Source organism: Larsenimonas rhizosphaerae (assembly GCF_026240105.1).
GTDB lineage: Bacteria > Pseudomonadota > Gammaproteobacteria > Pseudomonadales > Halomonadaceae > Larsenimonas > Larsenimonas rhizosphaerae.
Map to the genome: position 1 here is coordinate 207,000 of NZ_JAPIVE010000003.1, position 23,054 is coordinate 230,053.

The window sequence follows — 23,054 nt, forward strand, 5'->3', positions numbered from 1 at the left end:
CTTGTCATCGAGATTCAGCGCCGGTCTGGCGAGCAATCGGAGTGGGCGTAAGACGCAGGGCGCTGGGGACTGCCAGCAGCAGTAACAGGCCAGAGAGGGTAAACAGCAGATGAAGGATGTCCGGCAGGGCAACGCCACGTGCCGGCAACAGGTCGATCGCGACAGACACCGCCACCACCGCCAGCGACGCCGTGACGCGTCGGGCGATATTACTGATGGCAGCGCCCTGGGTCGTGAGCGCCTCGGGCAGGGTATGAAGCGCGACCGTAGTGGACGGCATGTAGGACAATCCGATGCCGGCACCGCGCAGCGCCATCAGGACGCAGAGGCTGACAATGGAGGCCTCTGCCGGCAACCGGCCCAGCGCCACGGTGGCCGCGGCCGTCACGACCAGCCCGCTGCCGATGAGCCAGCGCGGCCCGTGCAGGTCAAGCCAGCGCCCACCCAGGCGACCAAAGCCACTGGCAAACACAGCGGTACACAGCAGCGCCGTGCCGGTCCACAGCGCACTGCGGCCCATTACCACCTGCACCCACAGAGGAATCAGCACCAGGCTTGAAAACATGCTGACAGAGTGCAGTACGGCCACCACCATGCCGTGGCAGAAATCGCGACGGCCGAAAATGGACAGGGCCAGCAGCGGCGCCGGGTGGTGACGTTCGTGGCGAACCAGCACCGCGCCCACCATGAGTCCGGCGACGATGCCTGCCAGCGCGTTCAGCCCGCCGCCGCGGGACATCCAGTACCCGCCCCCCATCACCAGTAGCAGCGCCGTCACAATCAGCCCGTACCCGATACCATCGAACCGGACCGGGGCCTCTGATGGTCCATCACGGCCAGGCAGACAGCGGCAGGCCCCCGCGCCCGCCAGCACGGCCAGAGGCACCTGCATGATAAAAAGCCCCCGCCACCCGCCATTTTCGACCATCAGCGCGCCGACCAGCGGGCCGACCGCGGGTACCAGCATCACCACGCTGGCCCAGACCCCCGTCACCCGGCCCCGTTCAGCCGCTGGAAATACCTTGAACAACAGCGGCAATGCCAGCGGGATGACCAGCCCGCTGGCGGCTCCCTGGACCGCGCGCGCCATCAGCACCTGGGGAAAGGAAAACGCCACCCCGCCCATCACTGCGCCGAGGGTATAAAGCGACATGCCCACCAGATATAGCCGCCGCCGGCCATAACGCTGTCCCAGATAGCTTGTGAGCGGCATGGCCAGCACCATCGAGACCATGAAACCGGAAACGACCCAGGCAGCGTGGCCGGCGCTGACTGAAAACGCCTGCATAAAGGACGGCAGGGCCGGGTTAAGCATGCTGTTGCCCAGACTGACCGTACCGGTTCCCAGCAGAACAACCTGCAGCACCCGGCGAGGCGCAACCGTCATACCCCGCCTCCGGCCCGGCCAGTACCAATAAAGTGAAGCATGGGCCGGGGGTGACAGAGGAAATCCGCGTGGGAGATGTTATAGCCGTACGCTCCGGCCAGCGGTAGCACCAGCACATCACCCACGGCCACATCGTCCAGATACTGACCGCGGCTCAAAACATCCTTTGGGGTGCAGAGCTGTCCGACCACGGTCCACACCTGGCCTTGCCCCTCTCCAGCAGCGTGACAGGGCACATGAATAATCGGGTGGTCATGGCCCTGCGCCACCGGCAGACGAAACTGGTGCGTACCGCCACGACATATCAGGAAGTGCTCGCCATGGCTTTGCTTGCAGTCCAGTACTTCCATGACGTAGTAGCCGCAAAACGCGCTTAAATAGCGTCCGATTTCAAACCGCAGCACCGGGGCCTCCGGCCAGGCGGCAAGCGTCTCACCCAGCCAGGCACAGAATGCCGGCCAGTCAAACCCGCCCTCCCCGGTGTAATCAACGCCAATGCCACCCCCCACATTCAAGTGGGTCACCCGCGCAGGATCCGCGCACAGCGCACGCCACCGGGGCCATTTATCCAGATAAAGGGCGATAAGGGCCTGATGACGTTCAGCACTTTTCTGGTGCGACATGGCATGCACGTGAAACCCCTGCAACACCAGGGCCTCGGAGGCGTCGACCCGGGCCACGGCGGCTTCAAGCTCTGCCTCGTCGATCCCGAAGGGGCTGGCGCGCCCGGCCATGTTGAGCCGGGTGGAAAACCGCGCATCCAGCGCAGGATTCACGCGAATGAATACAGCCTGTTGTCGCCCTGCTGACCGAGCCAGAGCCGACAGTCGGTCAATTTCCGACAGACTTTCAACATGGATCGCCGCAATGTCACAGGCCATGGCAGCCCGCAATTCACTGTCCAGCTTGCCGGGCCCGGACAGCAACCAGGGACGCGCGACACGACAGGCAGCAGCGCGTTCAAGTTCGCCCCCGGAGGACAATTCAAACCCGTCCACGCTGGAGGCCAGGACCTCAAGCAGGGGCGTTTCACTGTTGGCCTTGATGGCATAGAAAAGCTCGACCCCCTCTGGCAGCATCAACCGGGTCTGCCGGGCGTGGCGCGCCAGGGCGTCCAAGTCAAACACAAAGGCAGAGACGGGGTCATCATGCTCGGCGCGTGCAGCCAGCACGGCGGCTTTCACGGTGGGGGGCAACTCACGCACAGGCCACCTCCATCGCCCACGGGCTGGGCAGGTCCACATAGCCCGCTTCACGGTCGGCGCCGGCCATCAAACGCACCTTGAGATTGGTTTTACACGGCAGTGACGCCCCGTCGAGCAGCGCATCCAGCTCCGGTGCTTCCGTCTCTCCCAGCGTGCTTCGCACTTCGACAAGGTGCTCCCTGACCTGCGCCCATAATGCTGGCGCCAGCGCCGGACGATTCCAGCTCAGCGCCAGCACGGCCTCCGACAGATGGTTGATCAACAGGCAGTAAACGACCCGACGCCATCCCTGAGCGCGGCTGTAGGTCATCGCATCACGCACATGTCCCGGGATGTCAGCATCCATCCACCGTGTGCCCTGCCCATCGACCAGCTTGATGCCTTCGAAATCGCGCAACAGCATGTCCCGCGGCTGGCCCTGGTCATGTATCAGCACACAATTCTGCAAATGGGGTTCAAGCACCACGCCGTAGCGGAAAAAAAGCACCAGCACCGGCGCGAGCAGGGTTTCCAGATACGCCGAGAACCAGTTCAGGGCGTACTGACCGGCACCGCCCTGCCGGTGTCGGGGGAGAAAGTCATCGAGCAGCGCGTTTCCGTCCACGTTGCGCGCAACCAGCGTGGCGGTCAGCACGCACCGGTGCCGCCCCTCCCTGAGGCAGAAGTTTTCACGCAAAATGATGCCGGTCTGCTCCATGAACCAGCGCCGCTGCCCCTCCTCGACCTCAGGCGGCGCCCACCAGAGCACCGCGGGTTCCCGGGCAAGGCGAAGCCGCGCCAGGGCAGGGTCATTTTCAGCGACCAGGGTCTGAAGCACGCGATCAATCACCAGGGTGCCTTCAAGCTCATACCAGGCGTTCTTGCGCACACAGTTGGTGACGCGCAGATTGAGTGAGCCCTTGATGAAAAACGGCTGCTGATCCACATACCAGGTGCGAAGCGAGGCCGTTGGGCTGGCCCGTCGACCACTGGCGCCCAGGTCACGAAGCGTGCCGGATGCCAGCAGCGCCTGCACGGCCGGTGCCTGCTTGAACAGTGCCGCCTGGACAGGGTGCATGCTGATCACCACCTCCCCGGCCCGGGCCTGATGCTGCCGACCGACGCTATCGATGATCAAGGCCTCATCCAGGCCGTTGACGACCACTTCCAGACCACGTTTCGGGACCGCGAACTGGTACAGCGCACATTGCGCCTGATGCTCCGGCGTCACGGCGTCACGATCAGTGTCGTTCGGCCAGTGCCGCGCCTTGGGGGCCGGATGAGATGGATGGCCGAACCACAGGCCCTGTTCACTTGCCACATAATCAAGCAGCGGTGAGCCAGCCTGATGACGCGCCTGAACGATCTCGGTCATCGTCTCCAGACTGTCACTTATCTGGGTAGCAAGCTCATCGTTACGTACGCCTTCCAGACCGGTCAGCGTGGCCAGTAGCGTCGTGACATGCTGCCCCATCGAGAAAACACACCAGTCAGTCTCGTCAGGCCGCTTCATGTACAGCGGGGAGAGATAGCGGTGCGCGCCAAGCGCAGAGCACCTGTCGACCGTAATAAACAGGGCCAGCCCGTCAGGCCAGTGGATGGCCAGCGGATAGACACCTTCCGCCGGGGCCACCATCAGGCCATGACGACACTCGGGCCAGTGATGAGCCAGATAGCCGCCGGGTATCGCATACTCCCTGATGATGCAGTTAAGAAGCGCATGGGTGGATTCGCGCTCGCTGATGGCGCGCGCGGGATAAAACAGCTGCCGTTCGTTCATACACTCTCCGCCGGGTAAAGCTTCCAGTTGTATTCCGTCTACGGCCAGTCACAGGGTAATTATTGTGATGTGTTGTTGTAATGCGTTGCGCCCGCACAGCGGGGCAATGGGTTATTAAACAGGACACTTGAGTCATGGCAGTGGCCTCGGCTCATGCACTGTGCGGCGTGCCATGGCGTCCATGCAGGAAGACACCATGGCACTGCCCCGTTAGAAGTCTGCGCTGTAACCAAGCGTCAAGGTACGACCTCGCCCGGCGAAATAACGTTCATCCTGGGTGACGGCGCTTTGCGAGTAATACGTGATGTACTGCTTGTCGAACAGGTTCGAGATCCCGACATTGATCCGCCCGACCGGCAGGGTATAGCCCACGGCAGCATCTACCAGGGTATAACCATCGAAGTCCTTGTCGTCACCGTCATAATCTTCATTGAAGGCATGCGTGGCCTGGATAAAGGAAGACCATTCGGGGTTCCACCGGGCCGACCAGCTGGCAATCAGCCGATCCGGCGCCACGTTGAGGCCATCGAGGTCGGCATCCAGTGACCCGTTGTCATCACTGTCATAACGCCCACGAATGTGGGAATAGGCCAGCTTGCCGTGATGGGCAGGCGTGAATTGATACCCCACCGATGCTTCAATGCCGTCGATTTCGGTTTTCTGGCGCTGCATGACAAAGGCGTCATTAACGCGGGTCACACGGCTGCCGAAATCGGAGGATGACACGTAGTAGCTGAGTTCGGCGTCCAGGCGCCCATCGTTGTAGCGCACGCCGGTTTCGACGTTATCGGTGACAATCGGCCGGAGGTTGTCGAAGTCATCCACGGACTGACCCGGCTGGCTGATCCCGCGCAGCGCCCGGCCCACATCAGGAATGGCAAACCCTTCGGAATAGTTGGCAAACAGACTCCAGTCGGTAATCGGAGTCCATACCGCGCCTACGTTGTACAGGGTCTCGTTAAAGCTGGGCGAGCCGCCCTCGACGTTGACGCCATTGTTGGCCGCCACGGTCTGATAACCATCGATATCAAGTCTGGCGTACTCATACCGGGCTCCCATCGACACGGTCAGGCTGTCGATCGGCTTGATATCCACCTGCATGAACGGGGAGAGATCAAGATACTGAATTTCAGGCACATACGTGCGCCCGGTACGCCAGAGAGACTGCTCGGTCTTGTCAAGAGTGGTATCGAATCCCACGGTCAGCTTGATGCGGCTGTCCCAGATGTCATCCCTGGTCAGGGACGTCTTGGTGCCGTATTTCGTGGTACTGGCCATGGACTGGTCATACAACGTCCCTATCGGGGCCAGGGCAGGATCCTGATAGCTGCCGGAATCCGTGGCGCCGAACAACGATTCGTAATCCTGATAAAATGCCAGCATGTTCAAATGCATGCCGGCCAGGTCGTAGTCGTCGTAGGTAATGCCGGTCGTCCAGACCTTGTTGTAGGGTGCCTCGCCCGGCGGATTGCCGCGGCGTGACGTGGTCGGCACACCGTTATCCCGGTCACCATCGACGCTGATGTAATCATCATTGCCCCGGATGATGTAGCGGTTGGCGCTAAACTGCAGACGCTGGTCATCGTTGAACCAGTAGGACGCCTTGCCGAACAGGTCATAGCTGCGGGACGCCATCAAATCTCCTTGGGTGTTATCCACCCCGACCGGATGGTCATCACCATCACGAAACAGCCCCTGGTCTTCATGGCTCATCGAGAAAACATAATCGAGCTTGCCCTTGTTGCCGCTGACGCCATAGGTGGTTTTATACCCGGTGGTTTCGGAATCAAGCCGCGACGTGGGGGTGGTCACCTGGACATTGAGGTGCTGGGTAAATGACCCCGGAGCCGGACGACGCGTGATGATATTGATGACCCCGCCGGTGGCTCCGAGCCCGTTGGTGGCATTGGCCCCCTGAATAACCTCGATATGATCCACCATCGAAAAATCGATGGTATGCAGTTCACGGCCGGTCGGGCGCAGCGGATTGGACTGCGGTATGCCATCGATCATGACCAGCGGTGTGCGCCCGCGCAGCGTTTCACCACTGCCGCTCATTTTCTGGCGGGCCGGTGAGAACCCAGGCAACAGGTTGCTGAGAATTTCCGACGAGTCCGAGGTAATCTGTTGCTGCTGGCGGATTTCCTCGTGGCTGATGATGCGAATGGTCTGGGGTGCATCCTGCTTGTCCGTACCGGTGCGCGTGGCGGTCACCACCATCGAATCTGTATCAGACGGTTCGGCACCTGCCACCAGAGGCGCCCACGCAAGGCAGGCCAGAGGGAGTACCGACCATCTTTTCTGTAACGTCATTTAGCCCTGTTCCTTGTCTTTTTTGTGTTCTTCTCGGGTCGTACCACCCGGGGAATGTGTTGACCAACACCGCCCATTAATAGCACTTATTATCATCTACAAAAAATTATCATTTGTATTTAACAGGACGTTTATTTTTGAAACAGACGCGACACTGCGCGTATCCAGATCGGGGCAATGTGTATCAGGCAAAGAATAATGAGGACTTTCAGGCCGGCATCGGTCTGCAGGTCGAGCCGGCGTCATACATCGGCTATCTTGGCGAGATAGAAAATGCCGACTGGGCGTGCTGCACACACCGCGCCATACTGGCTGCATTCATGACCGATAAGGAAAGAGGCCCTGCATGACAGATACTCCCCCACCGCTGGATGATGACGCTCTCGACCTTGCCGCACGCATCTTCAATGCTGCCCGCGAGGGAGACAGTGCCAACTTCACTACCTGGCTTGCCCACGGCATGCCGGTAGACATGCGCAATCACAACGGTGACAGCGTATTGATGCTGGCCAGTTACCATGGTCATCATGAGACGACCCGCCTGCTGCTGGAGCACGGCGCTGACCCGGAGCTTTATAACAGCAAGGGTCAGAACCCGCTGTCAGGCGCGGCGTTCAAGGGAGATGTCGAGATGATCAGGATATTGCTCAACGGCGGTGCCGCAGTCGATGGCAGTACAGAAGATGGCAAGACGCCACTGATGTACGCTGCCATGTTTGACCACCCCGAGGCGGTGCGCCTGCTGATCGACCAGGGGGCCGATGTCAATCGTACCGATAGCAAGGGTGTCACGGCCAGGCAGCTTGCGGAGGTCATGGGCGCACAAAAAACCCCCGCCCTGCTTTAACAGGACGAGGGTCATCGGCACCTCATACCATCAGGTCTGATATTCCGGCATGTGATGCCCGGAGGACCGACCTGATCGGCTTTTGGACGTGGTAGTGCCATGTGACTCAGTGGCGGCATGTGCCTGTTCGGCCCACTGTTCGTCCGGTAGCTTGAACCGCGCCACCAGGGCCTTGAGTTCGGAGGCCTGCTGTTCAAGTTCAGCCGAGGACAGGCTGGATTCCTGCACCAGTGCCGCGTTCTGCTGAGTCACTCCATCGATCTGTGATACGGCGGTATTGATCTGGTCGATCCCCTGCATCTGTTCACGGGTAGCCATGGCGACACTGCTGATCAGTTCGGCAACCCGCGTAATCGATACCACCACCCCTTCAATGGTTTCGCCGCTGTGCTCGGACTGAGTCGCACACTCGAGAATCTTTTTGTGCGTCTCATCCAGCATGATGCGGATGTCGTGTGCCGATGCCGCACTCCGGGTTGCCAGCGAGCGTACTTCATTGGCTACCACGGCAAACCCGCGTCCCTTGTCGCCGGCGCGCGCCGATTCCACCGAGGCGTTCAGTGCCAGCAGATTGGTTTGAAAGGCAATGTCATCGATCACCTTGATGATCTCGTGCATCTTGCTCGAACTGGCCGCAATCTCACGCATCAGGATCACATTCCGCTGAACATCAGCGCCGCCTCGAGAAGCCTGCTCCGCGGCACTATTGGCCTGCTGATCGGCTTCGCGGGTCGCGTCGGTGCTGTGTTTTACGGTCGCGGTGATCTCTTCCATGCTCGCAGCCGTCTCTTCAAGCGACGCGGCCTGCTCTTCGGTCCGGGACGACAGTTCACGCGCTCCGGAAGAGATATGATTGGCCCCGTCAAACACGGCATTGCTTGAATGACGCAGAGAGGTGACCAGAGAGGCCAGCGAAGTACGCATCTCGGCAACGCCACGAAGCAGGGTGCCGATTTCATCCCTGCGTTCGGAACGCACCTCATGACGCAAATCGCCATCAGCCATCTGATTGACGGCCGACAGGGCCTGGTTAAGGGGCCGGGTAATCCCGCGTGTAATTACCCAGGACAGTGCCGCTGCCAGCAGCAGCGCCATGCCGGAAAAGGCGATCAGGGCAATCAGGGCCTTGTTGGACTGCTGGTCAATATAAGGCGGTGCTGCCGCGAGCCGGCTAGCCGCCACGTCATTGATTTGACCGGCCAGCTCTTCCAGTTCATAGATATTCTGCTTGTAGGCAGAAAAAGCCGTATTGGCATCGGCGGTCGTTGTCAGCTCCCCTGCCTGGATCCGCTCATGGACTCCGATAAAGTCAGACGCGTACCGCTCCAGTGCCTGCTGAGCACGGGCATAGAGCTCCCGGTTTTCAGGCGCTACCGCCAGCGCCTCTCCAGTGCGCAATGTCTGCATCAGCTCGGTACGCGCACCGTCCCACCGGGTACGGTAGGATAGAAGCTTGTCAGGGTTATCAAGATTGATGAAGGCATCCTTCTCGAAACGACGTTCCTGCAGCGCCAGCCGCTGGATATTCAGTGCATTCATTGACAGGGCCGCGTCACGTTCGATTGCAGTATGAGCGGTCTCCTTCATGGATAGCAGGCCGTATAACCCGACCGCAGAAGACAGCAGCAACAGCAGGGAAACGATGGCAAACGCAGCGGCCAGACGCGTACCAATCTTGATGTTCGACAGCATGATGCATCCTCACGAATGGGTATACCGTGCTATCGACCGGCACCACCTGACCTTGATCATGAGCAGTCGGATGTCAGTGGGCGCCACTGTCTGAATCGGGGGCAAACGAGTATGATATGGATCGCCTGTCCACATGGCTGCTGACCTGATGATATCTTCCCGACATGCTCCTCGAACATTACCTGCCTGGCTTGGCCTTTTTGCCATGCTGCTGGTGTTCATGGGGCCGTTGATCAGCCAGAGCCAGCGAGCAGCAGATCACGCTCAGACAGCCGAGCACTCCATGGCCGCAGGCCATGACATGAGTCAGGACGGCGAGACGCACGCACATCTGGCAGCCTGTGGTTATTGTCTGCTGTTTGCCCATGTGCCGGCCTTGAGCCTTCCCGCCCTGCAGCTTCCGGTCGGGTCGCGTCAGATATCAACGCCGTTGATGACCGCCTGCCAGGCCCCTCGGGCCCCACCGTTCCTGCATGCGACCTTCGCGCCCAGAGCGCCACCTTCTTTCCTTTCGACACGCATCACCTGACTCGCGGCCTGTGCCGTATTCCATGTCCATGTCGAAGAGAATGCCCCATGTCGATTGCCCGTTCTTCAAACGCGGCCGGCGTACGCGCGACGCTACGCCCCCTGCTGCTGCGCCTGCACCTTTATATTGGCCTGTTCATTGCGCCGTTCATGCTGGTAGCGGCCTTCACCGGCACTGCCTATGTGCTGACACCACAGCTTGAAAACCTTGTATATCACCATGCTCTGACGGCCCCCACTCAGGGCACAGCCCGCCCACTGGCCGATCAGATCCTCGCCGCTCAGCAGGCCCTTGGCACGAAGGCCCTGCCATCGGCAGTACGCCCTGCCACGGCCCCTGGCCGCACGACGCGCGTCATGTTCACGCCACAGGATGCCCCCGCGTCCACCAGTCGCGCTATTTTCATTGCCCCCGACACGCTGGAAGTCAGGGGCGATCTTGAGGTCTATGGCACCAGTGGCATCCTCCCGCTGCGAACCTGGCTTGACCAACTGCATCGCAGCCTGCTGCTGGGAGACACCGGCCGCGCTTACAGCGAACTTGCCGCCTCATGGCTATGGGTAGCCGCACTGGGTGGGCTGATACTCTGGATCACAGCCCCTCGGCGCACATCATCCGGGGCCTCCTCCCTGCGCAGCCGCTATCGTCGATGGCACCAGGTGCTGGGCGGATGCCTGCTGCTGGGGCTGCTGTTCTTTTCCGCCACCGGGCTGACCTGGTCGACCTGGGCAGGGGCCAACATTGCCGAATTTCGCCACGCCTTCGGCTGGAGTACGCCCTCGGCTTCGACGACCATGACCCACACCACCATGGCAAGGGAGCCGGACGCACATGCCGAGCACAGGGCTACAGGCGGCAGCATGCCATCGATGGCAGGCACGGCAGCCACGTTTGACTTGATGCTGGCACGGGCGCGTCAGACAGGGCTTGAAAGCCCCGTGATCGAGATTCAGGCAAAACCGGCCGGCCAGGCATGGAAAGTACGCGAGATCGACCGACGCTGGCCGACTCATGTGGATGAAGCCACGTTCGACCCGCTGACCGGGCGGGAAGTGGACCATGCCACCTTTGCCGACTACCCTCTGGCCGCCAAGCTGACTCGCTGGGGAATTGATGCGCACATGGGCATTTTGTTCGGCCTGCCCAACCAGCTGATTCTGGCAGCTACCGGCGCTGGATTATGTACCATGATCATACTGGGATACCGGATGTGGTGGCTTCGACGCGCTACCGCGGTACAGGTGCACGGAAGCCTTGTCGGTCTGATGCGCGACCAGTCATGGACGGCCCGTCTGACCATCACAGCCGGTGCAATCGCACTTGGACTGGCTCTGCCGGTACTGGGCGTCAGTCTGGCCATCATGCTGGTTCTGGATATGCTGGTTGCTCTTCTCAGGCACGGCTCCAGACGAACCGCCGTCAACTAAATCAGACAGTTCTTAAACCCCTGTCGCCGCATCCGGTGACAGGGGCCACTGACCGCATCCCTCCTCTTATCCAGTGTTACCCCTGCAGTGACGGCTACCGACGTGGCCGTTTTCGGAGTAGGATGCGATTAACTTCGGTTAAACTTTCATGAACAACAACACAACATTCAAAAAGATGTGTGCATTTTTTTACCATGCGCTCTTCACTCGACTGATGGCAGATGCCCCTGATGACATTGAACGCACTGGTCATTGATGATGATGATGAAATTCGCTTGTTATTCCAGCACCTGCTGGCACGTCGAAACTATCAGGTCACCACGGCAGCCGGATTGGATGAACTGATACGCTCCGCCCATACCGCTGACATTGATCTGGTCATTCTGGATTTGAGCCTGGGAGATTTTTCGGGACTCGATGTGCTGGGTTATCTACAGGAACAACGTCTTGACCCGGCAGTGCTTCTGCTTAGCGTCAGCGATGAAACCATCGCGGAAGACACCCTCAAGTTCGGTCAGGCTCAGGGATTTCGCATGCTGGGGTTCATGCCCAAGCCCGTCCTGCCCGAAACACTGGACCGCCTGACGGCGCCTCTCGATACGACCCAGCGCGCGGTAACGCCGGCAGATGTTGACCGGGGGCTGGATGCCAACGAGTTTGAACTGTATTACCAGCCCAAGGTGCGCCTCAGCGATCACCAGCCTACGGGAGTGGAGGCACTACTGCGCTGGCATGACCCGGAACGCGGCCTCATTCCTCCCGCACGTTTTATCGCTCTGGCCGAACGCCATCACCGGATTGTTCCCCTGACCTGGATGGTACTGGCTCAGGTATGGCAACAACACGCCACTTGGCGTCGGCGCGGCTGGATACTCGATATTGCCATCAATATTCCAGCAGTCTTTCTGCAGCAAAAGAATGTACTTGAGGAACTTGATGCACTGGCCATGCGCCATGGCCTGCCCCCCGAAGGGCTTACCCTTGAAATTACCGAGACCTCGGCCTTTGAATGCCTGCAATACGCCCGGCATGTGCTGAGCGGGCTGCGGGAACGAGGCTATAGCCTGTCGCTGGACGATTTTGGCACGGGGTATTCTTCCATGACCCAACTGTACCGATTGCCCTATGATGAATTGAAGATTGATCGAAGCTTCGTGTCGCTGTGCGACAGCGAGCATGAAGCAGAAGCCATTACCCGCTCGATCGTCGAACTGGGACAGCGGCTCAACCTGCATCTGGTGGCAGAAGGCATAGAGTCACTGGCCCAGTATCAGTTTCTGGAACGTGCCGGCTGTGAACTGGGTCAGGGGTTTTATATTGCACGCCCCATGCCACTCGCGGCGATGGAGCAGTGGTACGTTGACCACACGTCAGATCAGCGATTGATCAGCGAACGCTTGTAGTTTTCAAGGGCGCTGAACGTTTGATCAGCACACCGGTAAAGGCGAGAAAGACGGGCCTTCATCACCGCACCTCGCTCAGTATTTACCCGCTGCTCCATGTCCTCAAGCAACGCACCCATGGTCTGACAGCCCAGTGACAGGGATGTGCCCTTGAACGAGTGGGCCTCCCGCCCCAGAGCAGCCCAGCGTGCCTGCTCAAGACAGGTATTCAGGGTATCAAGTCGCCTGAACAGGCGAGACTGATACAGCGTGATCAGTTCCTTCAAGGCCTCATGCCCTACCGCAGACTCAAGATCTTCCAGAACAGCCAGACTGATATCGCTCGATCCATGGCTGGATGATGAAACATCAGCCTGAAGTGCTGCCCGCGGTGATGGCGCTGCGTCACGACGCCCGGCATATCGATACAGGGCTGACAGCACATCACGCTGGAGAAAGGGTTTGTAGATCACATCATTCATGCCGGCACACATGCACCGTCGCCGATCCGCCAGCGACGTATTTCCCGTCATCCCGATAATGGGAATATCAGCAGGCTTGCCACCACCGAGACGCCAGCGGCGCGTCGTCTGGAGGCCATCCATGATCGGCATGTTCACGTCCATGAAGACAAGATCGAAGGACGGGTCGTCAGCATGCTCCAACGCCTCGGCGCCTTGCTCCACCAGCACCACCTCAACACCGAGGCGCTCCAGCATGACCCGGGCAAGCATGCGGTTGATGCTGTCATCTTCCACCACCAGCACCTTCATTCCGTGTGTAACCACGGTATCGTCGGTATCCTCGTCCAGCGCGGTGGGAGCATCACTCGCCGCCAGAGGCACGGTCAGACAAAAGCAACTACCCTTGCCCGGCGTACTCTCGGCGGAAATATCACCCCCCATGGCTTCAGCCAGCCACTGGCTGATGGCCAGCCCCAGCCCGGCGCCCTTGTGATGGGAACGCTGTCCCACCTTGTTGAAGGGCTCAAAAAGCGCGCCAAGATCGGCACGAGAAATCCCGCAGCCCGTATCGCGAACGTCAATACTCAGCGACTGCCCACCGGCATGGCAGACACTGAGTGATACCGCGCCCTCATCGGTGAACTTGATGGCGTTACCCAGTAGATTGGTCAGAATCTGTCGAAGCCGTTGCGTATCGCCATTAACCCAGTCCGGCAGGTCATCGGCCAGTGTCAGATTGAAATCGAGTCCTTTCTGCCTTGCCTGCATGCGATGATACACACAGGTCTTTTCGATGAAGTTGACCAGTGAGAAGGGGCTGTTGTTAAGCACGATCGCCCCCTGCTCAAGGCGGGCATGATCCAGTACGTTATGGATGATGCCATGCAGGCCATGTGCACTTTGCAAGAGCGCCTGCAGGTACTGGCGGCCCTGGCTGGATACGGACTCATGCTCCAGCAACTCGGCCATGCCAATCATGCCATTGAGGGGATTGCGAATTTCATGGCTCATCATCGCCATGAACCGGGTCTTGGACTGGCTGGCAGCACGTGCACGCGCTACGGCCTTGTCCAGTGCCAGGGCATTGTCCCTGAGCCGTTTCGCCTGTTCCAGACCAAAACGCCGCTCCCTGAGCACGATCATGATCAGCAGCAGTCCGGACAGGATCATCATGCCCAGCATGACCAGCACCCACCGATACAGCGACGACAACTGCTGCCTTGAATCGGATTTAAGCGCCGCCACATGTGCCTTGACCTCCAGAAGGATTCTAGCGGTCACGTGACGCAGATCCCTGGCCGTGGCCAGTATCCGGCGCTTTCCATCTTCAGACAGCCCCCCCGTAGAATGCCGCAGAGGCGCCAGAAGATCATCCAGTCTGTGCGTCTGCTGCCATACCTTCTCCAGATCACTGTCCAGCATCGAGCCTGATGTAATGACATGAGCTACCTGCCCTTTTCTGAACAGACGGATGCGGCTGAAGAGAATTTCGTAGCGCAGTAATAGCCGCTCACTTGACGAGTCCGTCGCCGCCAGTTGCCAGTAAAACCGATTGGCTTCCTGGTCAAGCTGATAGGCAATCCAGGACATGTTTTCAAAGGTTCGATTTTCAAGCACCTTCTGGCGCTGGAAGATCATCCAGCCGATCGCCATGGAACCAACCAGAAACAGGATGGATGCCAGAGTAGCCACCTTGAAATGCAGGGAATAACGTGGAGCATAAAGCATGGCAGGACGCCGTTAATGAACAAGAATACGATTGATCTGCCAGACACATCGCGCCCGTGTCAGCGCATCCATGAGCCCTGGCGTCTCATCGAAGGGATAAATGGCAAAGAGTGGACCGAAATCGCGCACCCTGAGCGGTTGGCCATCAGCGGACATGGCAAGAATGACATCATGGTTCATATAGTCCGAAGCAGGCATTCGGGCATGATAGTCGTTCAGTCCTGTCAGAGTGATATCCGCTCCCGGATGGGCAGCCAGCGTCAGTACGTCTCGCACCAGAGGCCCTTCAAATCGCACCGCGTGGTCATGCCAGGGCGTATGCGTGATTATGACATGCTGCGGCAGGGCAGCCAGCTGGTCGTATTCCAGCAAGACCGGCGAGGCCTGAGCCTCCTGACTGACAATACCTATCGATACATCCCGAGCCTGTATCGTCTGGCTTGCTGCCAGACCGATGGACAGCATTGCGACTCCTGCCCATACCTGCAGTAATTTGCCCGGCAACCTCATCTCATTAAAGTCTCCTGCACGACCACCCGTGGCCAAACATGCTCATCGCCCATCAAGTTATACGCGGCGTATCCGTTAGTTCCCTTTACTCTCGCGCACTTCAGGGGTCATTGACCAAGTACCATGCAAGCCAACTACCTCAAATTGCTGGCCATTGATGAGCATGCATCCACCCGTGGAACACTGGCCGCCCTGCTGGACAGCACCGGACTGGCGCTCCAGATCCATCTGTCGGCCTCCCTGGCGGAGGCACGGCAATACCTGCTTCATCATGACGTTGACTGCATACTGGCAGATCATGATACCGCAAGCGTGGTCAGAACCGACCTTTTATCCATTCTGAAACGCTATCAAAAGACCCCTTATTGCGTCATCGTGCTGAGCCACGATACCAATGAGCGCATTGCCGAAGAGGCGCTTGCACATGGCGCCTTCGACTACCTTGATGTTCAGGAACTCAATACCGGTCAGCTTCGCGTAGCGCTGACCCGGTGTCGCAGCTGGCTGGAACAGGAATTCCGTCGGGTAGCCACGGAAAACCGGCTGCGCTCACTGACGGAAGGCATCCCGCAGCTGGTATGGAGCTGCTCTCCGAACGGTCGCATTGATTACCTCAGCCGACAATGGGCCGACTATACCGGCGTCACCTTCGCAAAAGACCTTCAGGTTGCCTGGTTTACTCGCATCCACTCGGATGACCGGGACAATTTTGTCGATGCCTGGAAAAAGGCGCTGGAAGCGGAGCAGGACTTTCAGCTTCTATGCCGGATTCGACGTCATGACGGTGTATTTCGCTGGTTTGATACCCGTGTTACGGCGAGAAAGGACAGTGATGGCCGGCTTACGCAGTGGATCGGCAGTCATACCGACATTACCAAGATCGAGGAAGCCCGCCTCAGTCAGGCGCACCTGGCGGCCATTGTGGAAAACTCCCAGGATGCCATCATCGCCCATGATCTTCAGGGCCGTGTTACCAGCTGGAATACCTCAGCCGAGCGTCTTTTCCTTTATAGCGCTCAGGAGGCCATCGGTCAGCATCTGCAGGATCTGACGGTACCGCCCCATCTACAGTCCCAATTCGAGCAGCACCTGTCCCGACTGTCGGACACGGGTGTCTCTCAACCTCATTACGAGACCCTGCGCCGGCGACGGGATGGCCAGTACATTGACGTAGCCATCACCTCATCGCTGGTGCAAATGGTGGACGGACGCGTACAGGGGGCCGCCAAGATCGTGCGCGACATTACCGATCGAAAACGCTTCAGTGAGCAGCAACTCGCCTCTCTGCAGGAAAAGGAAACCCTGCTCAAGGAAGTCTATCACCGCGTCAAGAATAACCTTCAGGTCATCGGCAGCCTGTTCAACATGCAACTGCGCCAACTGCCCGAAGGGGTGGCGCACGATGCACTGCGAGAAAGCGCAGATCGGGTAAAGGCAATGGCTCTGGTGCACGAAAAGCTGTACCAGTCGGCGTCACTGTCCTCGATTGACCTGGCCGCCTACGTCGGTGACCTGTGTACCAACCTGGCATCATCGACCGGTGCCAATAGCCGCGACATCATCCTTGAACCCACTATCGAAACGATCCAGGTCGGCCTTGAAACAGCTGTTCCATTAGGCCTTCTACTGAACGAACTGCTGACCAACAGCCTGAAACACGGCTTCCCTGGCAAGAAGACCGGTCATGTACGCATCACGATCGACATGCTGGATGACGACACCCTGAAGCTGGAAGTCATCGACAATGGCGTTGGATTTGATGACACCCAGGCCACGGGAAAATCACTCGGGCTCAAGCTCATCCGCATTCTCAGCCGTCAACTCGATGGCGAATTCACGACGAAAAGCAAAAACGGCAGCCACAGCCGGCTGGTGTTCCGGTTACCGGCACCTGAATTAATCAGCGGCGGGGCCGATACATCCTACTAATCCGGATACTTCGACCATCACGTATCGCAGCTGAAGAGTTCTGCCATGATCAAAATGCCTCTCGCCCCTATCTCGAAGCAAAGGTCATCTGTCATGACATCACGGCGACTGCTCATCGTCGAGGATGAGGCCATTGTGGCCCATGATCTGGCCGAGCAGCTGGGCGAGATGGGATACGATATCTGTGGCGTTGCCGACAATGGCCCGCAGGCCCTTGAGATGGCCCGAACCCACCGGCCCAACCTGGTGCTGATGGACGTGGTGATCAAGGGGCCGATGGATGGCATCAAGACTGCCGCCATGATGCACCAGGAGCATGATGCCGCCATCGTGTTTCTGACCGCCTACAGTGATTCGGATACCGTCAGGCGCGCGACGGATACGGCGCCCTATGGCTTTCTGACCAAGCCCTATCAAATCAATGAAATAAAGGCGGCACTTGAGATAGCAGCCTACAAGTTCGCGATGGAAAGGGAACTGAAGGAGTCCGAGCAGTGGTTCTCCTCCATGCTTCGCTGTGTCACGGACGCCATTATCGCTACAGATCGCACCGGTGCCGTACGCTTTATCAATTCACGCGCAGAAACACTGTTTGGCCGCTCACTCGATCAGCTTGCCGACACCTCTGTTTCCAGCCTTCTGACGTTTTCAACATCAAACGGCGAAGCACGTTCAATCGAGCTGGCCGATATCCTTGATGATCACGGCTGTGCTCATATCGAATTCAATCAGCAGCTGATTCTTGATGCTCCGCGCACCTGCCTGACGGTGGATTATGCAGTAGCCCCTATCCGCTCCACACTTGATGGGCTGGACGGCCTACTGATTTCGCTTCGCGATGTCAGCGAGCGACTGAACGTTGAGCAGACACTGCGCAGCAGCGAAGAAAGCTTTCGAACGGCCTTCGATTTTGCACCCACCGGCATGGCGCTGGTCGGCATGGATGGCCGATTTCTTCAGGGTAATCACGCCATCTGTCGCCTGCTGGGACACAGTGCATCAACCCTGGTCAATCAGTTGCAGCGAGACGTAAGCCTGCCCGAGGACATGGCAGAGGAAGAGCGACAATTGCTCAACCTCTTTATAGAAGGCATTACCTCGGTTCAGTTTGAAAAGCGTTATATCAATCATGCCGGCCAGCCGGTATGGACGCTGGTCAGCGTTTCCTTGCTGCGCAAATCAGATATTCCGGTATGTTATCTCTATCAGGTGCACGATCTGAGCCTGAGAAAGGAATATGAACTTCATTTGGCCCGACAGGCCAACAGTGACAGCCTGACAGGCCTTCCCAACCGTTCCGCTCTGATGACCGAACTGAACAGGCTGATCGTCGGCAGCAGGCGCCGGCAAAGCAAATTTGCACTGCTGTTCATCGATATCGACCATTTCAAGCAGGTCAACGATACCTGGGGGCATGATGCAGGAGATCAGTTCATCAGCGAGGTGGGGAGACACTTGAGCTCTCTTGTCAGGGCCTCGGATTTTGTAGCTCGACTGGGAGGAGATGAATTCATCATCCTGCTCTCGGAGCTTACTGATGCCAGTCAGATAAAGCCGGTCGTGCGCAAGCTACTGAACCACTTTGCCCAACCCCTGACGGTCGGCAAGCTGAGCATCCCCTGCTCCATCAGTATCGGCATCAGCATGTATCCCGATGACAGTGAAGAGCCTGCTCGCCTGATGCAGTATGCCGACAATGCCCTTTATCAGGTCAAGGCCGAGGGACGTGGCAACAGCCAGTTCTATGCTCGCGAGCTGACAGACCATCTGCGCCAGCGTCTCTCCCTTGACGATGAGCTTGAACGGGCAGTTGCTCAGGAAGAATTCGAGCTGTTTTACCAGCCCATTGTTCCCCTGGAAGCACGATTACCCATCAAGGCAGAAGCACTGATTCGCTGGCGCCATCCTGTTCGAGGGCTGGTCGGCGCCCATGAGTTCATCAATCACCTGGAAGACAGCGGCCTGATCGTTGACCTGGGACGCTGGATTATCAAGGAAGCCTGCCGTCAGGCAGCGACATGGCCCATGACAAACAACCTTGCTCCAGGTGTTTGCATCAATGTGTCGGCGCGACAGTTTCGATTCGACGATCTGGCAAAAACCGTGACCGAGGCACTGGATGAGACCGGACTCACCCCGGAACGGCTTTGCATTGAAATTACTGAAAAACTGCTGATGATCGACTCGGAACGCACTCTGTGCACCATCAATGAGCTGAAAGCCCTGGGAGTGGAAATCGCCATCGATGATTTCGGGATCGGCTACTCATCCCTTTCCTATATTCGTCGTTTCAAACCCGACAAACTCAAGATTGATCGTGAGTTTGTCATGGGCATAAGCAATAGCGAATTTGATGAAAGGTTACTGTCGGCCATCATCGCGATGGGAGATCAGTTGCGCATCGCCATCGTGGCTGAAGGCGTGGAAACCTTGGAACAGCGCGATTACCTGAAAGGCCAGCACTGCGGCTATATTCAGGGATTCTTTTACGCCAAACCCATGGAGGAAAGCAGTTTCAGACAGTGGCTGATTCAAAACGGGCCCGACATTATCCGTGATCAAATACCATTGGCCGACTGAATCCTACCGGCAGCGGCTTCATCCGAAAAGATAACGGCGTGGCGGTGAAAGGTCATTTCCAGGCGCTCGGTCAGCCCTTCGATCAGCTCGACCTGCTCCCTGTCCATGTCACTATGATCCCGCAACTGCGCCAGCAGCGAATCAGATGCTTCCCTGAAGCATTCATCCTCCTCCCCCCAGGCACATTTCTGAAACGCCTGGGCCAAAGCCTGCTGCCAGTGACGTGACGCCGCCAGCACGCGCGGCTCATCGTGTTCGGCAAGCCTTGAGTGCATACGAATGGACACATGCCCAAGGTTCAGCCCGGTCAGTCCAAGATCCAGCAGATTACGCTTGTCCTCGGGCAACGTGGCATCATAGCCTGCAAGACGCTGCAGTCGTTCGGCCATTCGGCCGTTGAACCAGTGTTCATTGCGCTCACGCTCTCTACGCCAGAGTTTGCATAAATCATCCGCCGTTGCACTGATCAGGCGACGGCGCATGACCAGAGGCCCAGGCGAGCCTACCATTCTGAAAACGGCCCAGAGAATGATCAAGCCAACCAGCACTGCGATACTGCGATTAAGTGTACTGGTTATATCGAAACTCATATGGTTTCCCGGCATGACCAGCACCGTATAAATGATGCAAAACCCCAGTCCGTAAGCCAGCGTAGGCGGGTTTGCCAATGCCATTAGACCAAGGAAAAGGGGCGGCCCGAAGACGAGCACCAGCATTTCAAAGTCCCGAGGTGCCTGCGCCAGTAATACGTTGCCGAAAAGCAGCGCCGTTGGAATGGCCACCATGGCACCAAGAATAACCTTCCTGAGTGCCACTGCAGGTTCAGGAAACCGGGCAAACATGATGCTGAAGATGACGGGCATGACCATCATCAATACAGCAGAGGATGAGCCTGATGCCACCCAGAAAACTGCCCCGAGCGCAAAGACAAGCCCGGCCCGCAACCCGGTCAAAAGCCCCAGCAAACCGTCACGATATACCGAAAGGCTGGGAGCCTTCAGGCGGGTTTTATCTGCATTGACTATGGCCTTGTTGGCTTCGAGCATCACGATGGCATAAGCCACCAGCTCACGAGCCCCGTGAAGCGCCCGACGCTGCAAGGGGGTGCTGTTGTTTTCCTGCCGAACATGCTTGATTCGCTGCCGAAGATTCTGCGCCAGTTGACGCGCTTCGGCTTCTGAAGAAGTTTCCCGCATTTTCCTGAAGGTATCGCGCAGATCCTCCAGTACATCGATAACATGCTGACTCATGAGCTCGGGGGCATAGCGCATCAATCGGCCAAATATCTGAATTTCGGCAATCATGGTCAGGGTGCGCTGCGCCAGTACGTTGGCAGCCCTGACGCGACCGGCACCGGCCGGACCTTCATACACCATGGCACTGCTGTCATTATCAAGCTGTACTACAGCCTGGATAACATCCACTACACTTTGCCGGGCCTTTTGAGCATCCGCGTTGAGGGTCAGTTGCTGCTCAAGACAACTGAAGGTGGCATTGACCACGGTACGCGCATGGCTGGTAATAATGTTTCTCACGCGTGCAGGCCACAGCAACATGCTGACCAGCGTGGCGCAGGTTGCCCCGAGTGCAATTTCGCTGATACGGGCCACTGCTGTATCAAACACGCTGTAACTGGTAGGCGTACTGCTGTAGACCAGCGACAGCACCACGACCAGTGTTGCCGTGGCGGCGGCGATGGCAAACCCATAGGTAAGATTGAAGTTTCGAACCAGTGCTGAAGCCGCAGCATTGAAGGAAACCCACAGCATCAGACAGCTCAAGGCCATGCCGGGCATCTGCATGAAAAGCCCCATGATGGCAACACCTACCCCACCACCGACCAACGTGCCACCGATCTGGCACAACCCCTTTTCGATAACAAGGCCGCTTTGAGGGCGTATCTGCAGAAATACAGCAGAAATAAGCGCCCAGTACGGACGCTCAAGGCTCATTTCCATCGCCAGAAACAGGGAAAGCGCCATGGCAATGGTGCCTTTCAGAGCAAATTGCAGCACCGCTCTTTCAGGCAACAGGTAAAGACGCAGAAATACCGGCATGGCGGCCTATCCCCTGTCCGACAGCGCGCCATCGCTGCCCGCTTCGGCATGGGAGCCTGATGCCTCGCGTACTACCGTATCAGTATCGTCGGAGGAATGGCCGGCTATCTTGATCGTAGCCGTCATGCCGGCACTGAGCTTCATGTCTGTCGGCATATGGTCAAAAACGATATCAACAGGAATTCGCTGTGCCAGCCGTACCCAGGTAAACGTCTGCTGAATCCTGGGCAGCAACTGCCCGTCAGGTGTGGTGTTCTGATTGGAAATCCCCTGGCCGATACTGGCGACATGGCCAGGTATTCGTCGAGCTCCACTCATGAGATAAACCTCAGCCTTGTCGCCCACCTGAATGGAAGGAATCTTGGTTTCTTCGAAATAGCCGGTGGCATAAAAGGATCCCTGCTTCACGATCGACAGCGATGCCTGCCCCTGCTTTATGTAGTTACCCTGACGCAACTGAAGGTTGATGACCGAGCCTGCAACCGGTGCCGTAACGGCAACACGGACCAGATTGATCTTGTCAGCCGAGAGTTTCGCGAGTGCCTGCTGATAGGTGGCCCGCGCCACTTCCGCCTGGATACGAGAGGATTCAAGATCTTCGGAGCTGATCGCGTTTTTGCTCAAAGACTTGCGCCGTTCGTACTGATGCTGAGCCTGCTGCCATGAAAACTTGCGCTGCATGACACTTGCCTGATCCTGATTAACCATGGCCTGGTAGCGTGCATCGTCAACCATAAACAGCGGATCACCCTGCTGAACCTGCTCATTGTCACGCACATGAAGCGTCCTTACCCAGCCGGACACATCAGGGGCAACGGTGACTACCTGCGCCCGAATGCGACCATCACGCGTCCAGGGCGAATACATATAATATTTCCACAGCCAGATACCGGCCAGAATGGCCGCGACAGCAATGGCAAGCGTAATGATGATACGAAGTGATTTTTGCATGTAATTAACTCAATGCACCAAGCCAAAAGGTAACGCCTGCCAGAATGCAGACATATAACGCCACGTCGAACCAGGCCTCTTTCCAGACCCAGCGTTCAAGCACGGTGCGGTGCATGACATAACGGACAGCAAAGGTGAGCACCAGGCTGATCAAAGCAAACAGAAGCAGTGGGCTGAAATAAACACCACCCCAGGCCATTTCATGAAGCAGCATGCCGGAAATACTCTTTAAAGGAAGGATACAGGGCGTTCACGGCGATAATTGCCCAGTCACACCGGTCAAACACGCAGTGT

General features: G+C 58.0%; 16 protein-coding genes. 6 read left to right on the forward strand and 10 right to left on the reverse strand.

Features of this window, described 5'->3' with window-relative positions; genetic code table 11:
- Nucleotides 1-4: 4 nt before the first annotated feature.
- The 4 genes from OQ287_RS11035 to OQ287_RS11050 form a co-directional block, all read right to left on the reverse strand.
- Nucleotides 5-1,387 carry an MFS transporter gene (locus tag OQ287_RS11035; protein ID WP_265896449.1) on the reverse strand — a complete coding sequence of 461 codons (1,383 nt, stop codon included), beginning with the start codon at nucleotides 1,385-1,387 and terminating at the stop codon, nucleotides 5-7.
- The gene (locus OQ287_RS11040; RefSeq protein ID WP_265896450.1) at nucleotides 1,384-2,592 is read right to left on the reverse strand and encodes a type III PLP-dependent enzyme; all 1,209 of its coding nucleotides are present in this window, start codon (nucleotides 2,590-2,592) and stop codon (nucleotides 1,384-1,386) included. The genes OQ287_RS11035 and OQ287_RS11040 overlap by 4 nt, the downstream gene beginning before the upstream one ends.
- Nucleotides 2,585-4,351 (reverse strand): IucA/IucC family protein, encoded by a 1,767-nt coding sequence (locus OQ287_RS11045; protein WP_265896451.1) that lies wholly within the window; start codon nucleotides 4,349-4,351, stop codon nucleotides 2,585-2,587. The genes OQ287_RS11040 and OQ287_RS11045 overlap by 8 nt, the downstream gene beginning before the upstream one ends.
- Before the next feature lie 210 nt (nucleotides 4,352-4,561).
- Nucleotides 4,562-6,664 carry a TonB-dependent receptor gene (locus tag OQ287_RS11050; protein ID WP_265896452.1) on the reverse strand — a complete coding sequence of 701 codons (2,103 nt, stop codon included), beginning with the start codon at nucleotides 6,662-6,664 and terminating at the stop codon, nucleotides 4,562-4,564.
- Between the two features lie 346 nt (nucleotides 6,665-7,010).
- On the opposite strand from OQ287_RS11050, the gene OQ287_RS11055 reads away from it, so the two are divergent.
- Complete coding sequence (locus OQ287_RS11055; RefSeq protein WP_265896453.1) at nucleotides 7,011-7,511, forward strand: ankyrin repeat domain-containing protein; 501 nt, start codon at nucleotides 7,011-7,013, stop codon at nucleotides 7,509-7,511.
- 30 nt (nucleotides 7,512-7,541) lie between these two features.
- Here OQ287_RS11055 and OQ287_RS11060 read toward each other — a convergent pair whose 3' ends face one another.
- Nucleotides 7,542-9,203, reverse strand: a complete 1,662-nt coding sequence (locus tag OQ287_RS11060) for a methyl-accepting chemotaxis protein (protein WP_250939284.1) — start codon at nucleotides 9,201-9,203, stop codon at nucleotides 7,542-7,544.
- Nucleotides 9,204-9,336: 133 nt separating this feature from the next.
- Between OQ287_RS11060 and OQ287_RS11065 the strand changes: the two genes are divergently transcribed.
- From OQ287_RS11065 to OQ287_RS11075, 3 genes are all read left to right on the forward strand, one after another.
- Nucleotides 9,337-9,732, forward strand: coding sequence for a DUF2946 domain-containing protein (locus OQ287_RS11065; protein ID WP_250939283.1), 396 nt, complete (start codon nucleotides 9,337-9,339; stop codon nucleotides 9,730-9,732).
- 47 nt (nucleotides 9,733-9,779) lie between these two features.
- Entirely contained in the window at nucleotides 9,780-11,159 is a 1,380-nt protein-coding gene (locus tag OQ287_RS11070) for a PepSY-associated TM helix domain-containing protein (RefSeq protein ID WP_265896454.1), read from the forward strand.
- Between the two features lie 230 nt (nucleotides 11,160-11,389).
- Nucleotides 11,390-12,562, forward strand: a complete 1,173-nt coding sequence (locus tag OQ287_RS11075) for an EAL domain-containing response regulator (RefSeq protein WP_265896455.1) — start codon at nucleotides 11,390-11,392, stop codon at nucleotides 12,560-12,562.
- Here the strand turns inward: OQ287_RS11075 and OQ287_RS11080 are convergent.
- Both OQ287_RS11080 and OQ287_RS11085 read right to left on the reverse strand, forming a co-directional pair.
- On the reverse strand, nucleotides 12,535-14,733 hold the full coding sequence (locus OQ287_RS11080) for an ATP-binding protein (protein ID WP_265896456.1): 2,199 nt from the start codon (nucleotides 14,731-14,733) through the stop codon (nucleotides 12,535-12,537). The two genes, OQ287_RS11075 and OQ287_RS11080, sit on opposite strands and share 28 nt — an antisense overlap.
- 12 nt (nucleotides 14,734-14,745) lie before the next feature.
- Nucleotides 14,746-15,198, reverse strand: coding sequence for a molybdopterin-dependent oxidoreductase (locus OQ287_RS11085; RefSeq protein ID WP_265896457.1), 453 nt, complete (start codon nucleotides 15,196-15,198; stop codon nucleotides 14,746-14,748).
- Nucleotides 15,199-15,366: 168 nt separating this feature from the next.
- Here OQ287_RS11085 and OQ287_RS11090 point away from each other — a divergent pair, with 168 nt between their 5' ends.
- The gene (locus OQ287_RS11090) at nucleotides 15,367-17,172 is read left to right on the forward strand and encodes a PAS domain S-box protein (RefSeq protein ID WP_265896458.1); all 1,806 of its coding nucleotides are present in this window, start codon (nucleotides 15,367-15,369) and stop codon (nucleotides 17,170-17,172) included.
- A gap of 93 nt (nucleotides 17,173-17,265) precedes the next feature.
- On the forward strand, nucleotides 17,266-19,752 hold the full coding sequence (locus OQ287_RS11095) for a two-component system response regulator (RefSeq protein WP_265896459.1): 2,487 nt from the start codon (nucleotides 17,266-17,268) through the stop codon (nucleotides 19,750-19,752).
- Here the strand turns inward: OQ287_RS11095 and OQ287_RS11100 are convergent.
- Genes OQ287_RS11100 through OQ287_RS11110 form a run of 3 tightly spaced genes read right to left on the reverse strand, consistent with a single transcriptional unit; the run spans nucleotide 19,731 to nucleotide 22,974 of the window.
- Nucleotides 19,731-21,809: an FUSC family protein gene (locus tag OQ287_RS11100; protein WP_265896460.1), complete on the reverse strand. Its 2,079-nt coding sequence runs from the start codon at nucleotides 21,807-21,809 to the stop codon at nucleotides 19,731-19,733. The genes OQ287_RS11095 and OQ287_RS11100 overlap by 22 nt on opposite strands.
- 6 nt (nucleotides 21,810-21,815) lie before the next feature.
- Nucleotides 21,816-22,760, reverse strand: coding sequence for an efflux RND transporter periplasmic adaptor subunit (locus OQ287_RS11105; protein WP_265896461.1), 945 nt, complete (start codon nucleotides 22,758-22,760; stop codon nucleotides 21,816-21,818).
- Between the two features lie 4 nt (nucleotides 22,761-22,764).
- Nucleotides 22,765-22,974, reverse strand: coding sequence for a DUF1656 domain-containing protein (locus OQ287_RS11110; RefSeq protein ID WP_250939273.1), 210 nt, complete (start codon nucleotides 22,972-22,974; stop codon nucleotides 22,765-22,767).
- Nucleotides 22,975-23,054 lie beyond the last annotated feature (80 nt).

What these genes read in the sequence shown, in the direction of transcription:
- OQ287_RS11035 (WP_265896449.1), bottom strand. Translation starts at nt 1,387, where the DNA reads ATGACGGTTGCGCCTCGCCGGGTGCTGCAGGTTGTTCTGCTGGGAACC.
- OQ287_RS11045 (WP_265896451.1), bottom strand. Translation starts at nt 4,351, where the DNA reads ATGAACGAACGGCAGCTGTTTTATCCCGCGCGCGCCATCAGCGAGCGC.
- OQ287_RS11050 (WP_265896452.1), bottom strand. Translation starts at nt 6,664, where the DNA reads ATGACGTTACAGAAAAGATGGTCGGTACTCCCTCTGGCCTGCCTTGCG.
- OQ287_RS11055 (WP_265896453.1), top strand. Translation starts at nt 7,011, where the DNA reads ATGACAGATACTCCCCCACCGCTGGATGATGACGCTCTCGACCTTGCC.
- OQ287_RS11060 (WP_250939284.1), bottom strand. Translation starts at nt 9,203, where the DNA reads ATGCTGTCGAACATCAAGATTGGTACGCGTCTGGCCGCTGCGTTTGCC.
- OQ287_RS11065 (WP_250939283.1), top strand. Translation starts at nt 9,337, where the DNA reads ATGGCTGCTGACCTGATGATATCTTCCCGACATGCTCCTCGAACATTA.
- OQ287_RS11070 (WP_265896454.1), top strand. Translation starts at nt 9,780, where the DNA reads ATGTCGATTGCCCGTTCTTCAAACGCGGCCGGCGTACGCGCGACGCTA.
- OQ287_RS11075 (WP_265896455.1), top strand. Translation starts at nt 11,390, where the DNA reads ATGACATTGAACGCACTGGTCATTGATGATGATGATGAAATTCGCTTG.
- OQ287_RS11080 (WP_265896456.1), bottom strand. Translation starts at nt 14,733, where the DNA reads ATGCTTTATGCTCCACGTTATTCCCTGCATTTCAAGGTGGCTACTCTG.
- OQ287_RS11085 (WP_265896457.1), bottom strand. Translation starts at nt 15,198, where the DNA reads ATGCTGTCCATCGGTCTGGCAGCAAGCCAGACGATACAGGCTCGGGAT.
- OQ287_RS11090 (WP_265896458.1), top strand. Translation starts at nt 15,367, where the DNA reads ATGCAAGCCAACTACCTCAAATTGCTGGCCATTGATGAGCATGCATCC.
- OQ287_RS11095 (WP_265896459.1), top strand. Translation starts at nt 17,266, where the DNA reads ATGACATCACGGCGACTGCTCATCGTCGAGGATGAGGCCATTGTGGCC.
- OQ287_RS11100 (WP_265896460.1), bottom strand. Translation starts at nt 21,809, where the DNA reads ATGCCGGTATTTCTGCGTCTTTACCTGTTGCCTGAAAGAGCGGTGCTG.
- OQ287_RS11105 (WP_265896461.1), bottom strand. Translation starts at nt 22,760, where the DNA reads ATGCAAAAATCACTTCGTATCATCATTACGCTTGCCATTGCTGTCGCG.
- OQ287_RS11110 (WP_250939273.1), bottom strand. Translation starts at nt 22,974, where the DNA reads ATGCTGCTTCATGAAATGGCCTGGGGTGGTGTTTATTTCAGCCCACTG.